The sequence below is a fragment of the Armatimonas sp. genome (assembly GCF_031410135.1).
GTDB lineage: Bacteria > Armatimonadota > Armatimonadia > Armatimonadales > Armatimonadaceae > Armatimonas.
Genome location: NZ_JANNYP010000318.1, coordinates 1 through 6,811, shown reverse-complemented (window position 1 = coordinate 6,811; position 6,811 = coordinate 1). Strand labels below are relative to the sequence as shown.

Annotated in this window: 6 protein-coding genes; 2 read left to right on the top strand and 4 right to left on the bottom strand. The window is 53.2% G+C overall.

What is annotated here, in order from left to right; all coding sequences use genetic code 11:
* Window positions 1–592: dihydrodipicolinate synthase family protein (locus tag RMO15_RS11395; protein ID WP_309712203.1), on the top strand; the 592-nt coding region annotated here is incomplete at its 5' end.
* A gap of 9 nt (window positions 593–601) precedes the next feature.
* Window positions 602–2,446 carry an alpha-glucosidase/alpha-galactosidase gene (locus tag RMO15_RS11390; RefSeq protein WP_309712200.1) on the top strand — a complete coding sequence of 615 codons (1,845 nt, stop codon included), beginning with the start codon at window positions 602–604 and terminating at the stop codon, window positions 2,444–2,446.
* Window positions 2,447–2,568: 122 nt separating this feature from the next.
* Here the strand turns inward: RMO15_RS11390 and RMO15_RS11385 are convergent, their stop codons facing one another.
* The 4 genes from RMO15_RS11385 to RMO15_RS11370 form a co-directional block, all read right to left on the bottom strand.
* A complete protein-coding gene (locus RMO15_RS11385; RefSeq protein ID WP_309712197.1) occupies window positions 2,569–3,741 on the bottom strand; it encodes a Xaa-Pro peptidase family protein in 1,173 nt (390 codons plus the stop codon).
* Complete coding sequence (locus RMO15_RS11380; protein ID WP_309712194.1) at window positions 3,738–4,709, bottom strand: DNA cytosine methyltransferase; 972 nt, start codon at window positions 4,707–4,709, stop codon at window positions 3,738–3,740. Before RMO15_RS11380 ends, RMO15_RS11385 begins: the two co-directional genes overlap by 4 nt.
* Window positions 4,706–5,761, bottom strand: coding sequence for a HindVP family restriction endonuclease (locus RMO15_RS11375; protein WP_309712191.1), 1,056 nt, complete (start codon window positions 5,759–5,761; stop codon window positions 4,706–4,708). Before RMO15_RS11375 ends, RMO15_RS11380 begins: the two co-directional genes overlap by 4 nt.
* 19 nt (window positions 5,762–5,780) lie before the next feature.
* Window positions 5,781–6,811: homoserine O-acetyltransferase (locus tag RMO15_RS11370; RefSeq protein WP_309712188.1), on the bottom strand; the 1,031-nt coding region annotated here is incomplete at its 5' end.

Below are 6,811 nucleotides of genomic sequence, written 5' to 3'. Positions count from 1 at the left end.
CTCGGCACTGGCTCCGTACTACTTCAAGCCTGCCAGTGTGGGGCACCTGCTGGACTTCCTCGCGCCCGTCGCCGCCGCCGCACCAGATCTGCCGTTTTTCTACTACCACATTCCTAGTATGACGGGCGCGGCGCTGCCCATGATTCCCCTTCTGGAGCAAGCCGCTGAGCGCATTCCGAGCTTTGCAGGCCTGAAGTTCACGCACAACGACTTACTGGAGTTCGCCGCCTGCCTGCGCTTTGAAAATGGGCGCTACGATATCTTCTGGGGCGCAGACGAGTGCATGCTCCCTGCGCTGAGCGTGGGCGCGGTGGGCTTTGTGGGCAGTACCTACAACTACTCCGCGCCGCTTTACAACAAACTCCGCGCGGCGTTTGCAGTGGGCGATCGGGCTGAAACGCTACACCTCTCGGACATTGTGATGGACGCCGTCCGTGCCCTCCTCCAGAATCCAGGGCTTCCCAGTGGCAAGGCCATTATGGAGGGAGTCGGGATTCCCGTGGGTGCACCACGTCCTCCGCTACGGCCCCTCACGGCAGAGCAGGCCAAGATTTTAGTGGGACGATTACAAGAGCTAGGGGCGATTGGGTAAACTAGAGCCATGATAAAAGTAGCCATGATCGGCGCGGGCAGCGTCGTCTTTTCAAAAAACCTCACCGGTGATATTCTCTCGTTTCCTGAGTTCAAGAACGCGACTTTCTCCTACATGGACATTGATGAGGATCGCCTAGAGGTCGGGGCGGCTCTGTGTCGCAAAGTGGGCCAGGCACTCGGAGCCAGCCCGACGATTGAGGCGACTTTGGATCGCAAGAAGGCGCTAGAGGGTGCGGACTTTGTGATCAACATGGTCCAGATCGGCGGCTTCGACTCGACCCTGGTGGACTTTGAGATTCCGCGCAAGTACGGCCTCGGCTTCACCATCGCTGACACGACCGGGCCAGGGGGATTTTTCCGTGCGCTCCGCACCTACCCGATGCTCAAGGGTTTGGTCGAGGACATGATGGAGATCTGCCCAAAAGCCGTTCTGCTCAACTACTCCAACCCGATGAGCATGAACATGCAGACCATCACCCGCAATTCCAATATCCAGGCGGTCGGGCTCTGCCACTCGGTGCAGGGGACGCTCAACCAGATCATGGGCTACATCGGCGTGAACCCGGCTGAGGTTGGCTTTACCTGCGCGGGTATCAACCACATGGCTTTCTACACGAAGCTGGAGCGCGCGGGCATTGATCTCTATCCCCAGCTCTTTGAGGCGATGGCTGATCCGGCGACGTTCGCGAAAAACAAGGTGCGCTTCGAGCTGATGAAGCGCCTGGGGTATTTCATTACGGAGTCAAGCGAGCACAACGCGGAGTACAACCCGTGGTTTATCCCGCGCGGCAAGGACAAGATCGCGGAGTTCTCGGTACCGATGGACGAGTACCTGCGCCGCTGCGATGGGATCGTGGATGAGTTCGAGCGCATGAAGGTCTTTGCCCGCTCCGAGGACCCGATAACAGTGCACAAGTCCCATGAGTACGGCTCGACGATTATCCACTCAATGGTGACGGGGACGCCGTCGGTGGTTTATGGGAACATGCCCAACAATGGCGCGATCTCGAACTTGCCCAACGACGCCATCGCCGAGGTGCCGACTTTAGTGGACCGAGCGGGCCTGCAGTTCACGACGGTCGGGGCGCTGCCGCCACAGCTCATTGGCTACATGATGCCGCACGTCACCCAGCACGAGCTCTTTATCCGTGCCGCGCAAGAGGGCCGCCGTGACCATATCTACCAGGCTGCCATGTTCGATCCGCTCACCGGCGCGACGCTCTCTACGGATGAGATCGTGGAGATGTGCGACGAGCTGATTGTCGCCCACGGAGATCTACTACCGCCTTTGGACACCAAAAAGACCCTCATCCCCACCAGTGGCAAGACCTTCAACCCACCGACACCGCAGGAGCTTCGGGCAAGCTGGGACGCCGCCCAAAAAGAAGGCCACGAGGACGATCTGCTGAGCTGGCGTGTCCTAGGGCCGTTTCCACAGCACTTCGCCGACGGCGAAGTCAGCACCAGCTGGGTCGCGCCCGACGTGGACGAGGACATCTTTGCCAGCGGCGAGCATAAGTCCGGCTGGCGGGAGACCATTGGCAACAAGAAGGGCTATGTCAATCTTGGCCGCGCCATTGGCAACCACGACAACGCCGTGGCCTACGCCTACACCGAGCTAGAGTCCGTCCACGCCCGCGAGACCCTGATCAAGTGTGGCTCCGACGATGGCATCAAGGTCTGGATCAACGGCGTCGTGGTACACGAGAACGACACCCGTCGTGGCTACACCGAGAAAGAAGACGAAGCCCCGATCCGCCTGGAGGAAGGTGTCAACCGGATTCTGGTTAAGATCACCAACGCCGTCCACGGCTGGGGCTTCGGAGTCGCGGTTCCCAAGCCGAATTTTTAACCTCTCCCCAACCCCTCTCCCGGGCAGTCGCAAGCTCCTTGGGAAAGGGGCTCCCTAAATTCCCCTTTCCCAGTGAGGCACGAACGCCCGGGAGAGGGGGTAGGGGGAGAGGTTAGGGCAGGCTATTTCGGGATCGCGGCGGTGAGGTTGATCGGGTCGCCGTCGGTGATGAGGATATCGTCCTCGATGCGGATTCCAAGTGCCTTGTCGGCGAGATAGAGGCCCGGCTCGATCGTGATGACCATGCCGGGCTTGAGGACGCCATCGGGGAGGGCATCGTGGACATCCAGCCCGAGGCCGTGGCCGATCCCGTAGGTGTAGCAGTCCGGCATCCCGGCTTTCTCGAACACGGCCCGCGACGCTCGATCCACCTCCCACATCGCCGTTCCAGCGCGTGAGGCCGCAATCCCCGCCAGCTCAGACTCCAGCACCAGATTATAGAGATACTGCTGCTCGTCGGTAAACTTCCCCGAGACCGGGAAGGTGCGGGTCACATCGGCGGCGTAGCCCGCAAAGCTCGCCCCGGCGTCGATCAGCACCAAGTCGCCCTCGCGCAAGAGCTGGTCGTTGTCCATGTAGTGGAGCACGGTCGCATTCATCCCACCGCCGACAATCGGGTTGTAGGCATGCTCCCCGCCGTGCTTGCGGAACTCGCTCTCCAGCGCCTCAGCCACCACGCGCTCGCTCACGCCCGGTTGGATCGCGGCGAGGGCGGCCTTGTAGCCGTCCACAGTGGCGTCCACGGCTTTCCGCATCAGTGCCAGCTCAGCCACCGACTTAATCGAACGCAGTTCTATCAGGAGCTGCGTTTTATCTTCAATGGCAACACCGGGGACGCGCTCGGTCACCTGGCGAAACGCTGCCAGGTCGGGTGAGACCGCGCCGGGATAGACCGAGTACGGGTGCAGGCAGGCAAAGCGCCGCCCACGCCGGGCGGCATTGGTGAGCGCCCCTGCAATCCCACCGCTCCGCCCAATGCTCGTAAAGCCCGTCTTCTCTTTCAGCGCCTGGTTGATCGGATCGCGGTAGCCGTCCCAGTGCTCCCGCTCGGGGTCTCGGGATTTTAAGAGCAGGGTGATACGCTTGCTCGGGTCGGGCGCTGTCGGATCAAAGACCACAGCGGCTCCCGGCTCGTTGGTGATGCCCGTCAGGTAGATTAAGTGCTTGTTGGCCGTCCAGCGCCCCAGAAGCGGCGGCCCGCCCTCACCCGCAAAGATCACCCCAGCCGCACCGTTCAGACCCTCCAGCACGCGCTCCCGCCGCGCCGCATACTCCGCCACCGAAATTCCGTTCATTTTTTTTGTAAAACTTTCTCTGGTATTTCAAAAGGGGGATTATCAAATGGTAATTTCATACTCATTATAGGACCACTCTCAATATATTCCTGAATAGAAGAAGCAATAAAAGCACCCAAATTTACTGGAACAGCATTACCAATCATTTGCTCCATATCCGTCTTTGTGCCTAAAAATACAAAATCTTTGGGAAATGTTTGAATATAACTTCTTTCAATTGTAGTGAGAGGACGTATAAAACTTAAATCTACTCCTTCAGGATCACAATGATGCAATTTATATCCTTGTGGAATAGGACGATTTACTCCTCGTATAGTTGGACTGGGTTCATCAATTGTAAAAACGCCACGGCGGTTATAATTTCGTGGATGTCTATAATAGCATTCTATTTTTAGAGCATTTCCTAGATAATCACGAACAGTCATTGGTGTCTCTGACATATTCTTTTTCATAATTCCAACCAATTGATTATGATCGTCTCCTAAATGACCTATCAAGAAAAATCGTGTTCGAGCCTGAGGCACTCCACAATAGGAGGCATCTAGTATGACCGCCGTCAAGCCATAGCCATTTTCAATAAATTTATCCACAACATCTTGTAATATTTGACTTTTTTTGATCTGTTCAACATTCTCCATAACAAACCACTCTGGTTTTACGGACACTACAATATCCGCAAATTTATTCGTCAAATCCGCTCTGCCTAATGAAACATCTCTTTTTCCCGCACTAGAAAAGTCTTGGCAAGGAGGTCCTCCCATTATCATGTTCGGCTTGTAAGGCAAAATCCTCTGTACTGAATCTTCAACATTGCTTAAATCTTGTTTAAAAATAGGATGGTCAAAATTTTCTTCATAGACTTTAATTGTTGGTTCCCAGTGATCAAAAGCGGCAACGACATCAAAGTCCGCATTTAAAAAACCGAGTGACATACCACCACAACCTGAAAAAAGGTCAACACATTTCATTTGAACAACTCCGGTGAATTATATATAATGGCATCAAAACGTCTCTCTGGACTTAATAAATTCTGCCCTCCACCTAAAATTATATTCTTTATTTCTTCTTTCTTCAAAATCGGCTTTGATAGCCTATCGCAACGCATGAAGCGATTCGTTATATTTCCTGAAGATGCAAATGCTTTATCATTTTTATTATTGAAAGACATTGAGTCAATAATCAACTTATGATCAAATTGACCTACTTTCTTTATTCCTTCAAGCATTTTAAATAACCAAATTACAGTTCTCATCTGTCTTGAAATAGATCCATTGAGATTACTCTTAGCAATCTCAGAGATAAATCTACAGAACCCAGCATTACTCCAAACAAATATATCTAAACAATTTTCGGATAATTCTGGAGATTTCCCTTTTGTTTTCCAAATTGGTTGCAATAGGAATGGAGATTGAGAATCATTTAAAGATATAGAAATAGAATCTATAGCATCTATTAGCTCAGAGGCTTTTATCAATACTTGATAAGGAATCTCCCAATCATCAACTGTAATATTAGGAAGAATATTTCCTAATTTACCATTTAAACTTGTTGCAATACTGCATGCTAAATAAACAATAGTATCAGGTCGAACAACTATTTCTGATCCATATAGATTTTCAGTACTATTACATGTAACATTATCTGGCAATGCTGTTAATTTTATCTCCAATCCAGACAAACAAATTCCACTTTTTTTCTCTTGGACAACTAAATCTGTCCTAGGCAGGTTTCCGATCACATATCTATTAAAAGGAGTGTATACTGACTCAAAAGCAAAAAATGTATCTTCATCATCTGGTTTTTTACCAAATATATCTGGAATAGAGATTTCTTCAACTATAGACTCACCATTTCTAAAACATAAATAATTAGCATTTATTCCTTTTGAGTAAAAATAACAACACAAAGATGCTGGAAAAGATGATGGAAACTGATTTTTCCCCCAAGTTTCTTGCAACCGAAAATCCCGATTAGTGTTGTTCTGGAGGCCAAAAAGCCCTGGTTCTATCTCATCTGTCATTGTGTTAACAATTATACCCTCAGAGCTGGCTCATGAAGGCTCGGAGGGGGGCGAGCATTTTTTGGTACTCGACCAGGAACGCATCGTGGCCGTAGGAGGAGTCCACGATAAAGCTGGTGATGTCCACGCCGCGCTTTTGCATGCGCTCGACCATCTCGTGGGTCTCGCGCACGGGGAAAAGATCATCCGATGAGATCCCAATCACGAGGCAGCGGGCTTTGATTCTTGCCAAGGCATCGGTGAGCGACGGGTAGCCACGGGAGATGTCATGAAGGTCAATAGCGCGTGAGAGATAGAGATAACTATTCGCATCGAAGCGTTTGACGAGCTTCTCGCCCTCATCGTGGAGGTAGCGCTCGACATCGAACCGGGCGTGCAGGTCGTGGCGGAAGGCGGACTCTTCTTCTTGGTTAGCATGGGTGCGGCCAAACATGTCCTGCATCGTGGCGTCAGTCAAGAACGTGATCGTGGCGATCATGCGGGCCAGCGCGAGGCCGGAGTCGGGGCCGCCGCCCTCGCTGTCGTAGTAGTTGCCGCGCTGCCACTTGGGATCGAGCAGGATCGCACGACGGGCACACTCGTTGAAGGCGATACTGCGGGCACCGACACGGGCGCTAGTGGCAATCGGGATGCAGTTCTTGACGCGCTCCGGGTAGATCACGGCCCACTCGAGCGCCTGCATCCCCCCCATCGAGCCGCCGGTCACCACGGCCAGCTCGGTGACCCCAAAGTGCTCGCGCAGGAACTGCTCCTGCACCCGCACCATGTCGCGGATCGTGATGATCGGAAAGGTCATGGCATACGGTTTGCCGGTCAGCGGGTTCACCGACGACGGCCCCGTGGTTCCCCGACAGCCACCCAGGATGTTGGGCGCGATCACGCAGTACTTGTCGGTGTCGAAGACTTTCCCCGGGCCGATAAAGCCGTCCCAGTAGCCCAGCGATCTATTTGTCCAGGCGTACTTTCCGGCGGCGTGCGATGAGCCGGTAATGCCATGGAGCACGAGGATCACATTGTCTTTTGCCGCACTCAGCTCGCCGTATTTTTCGT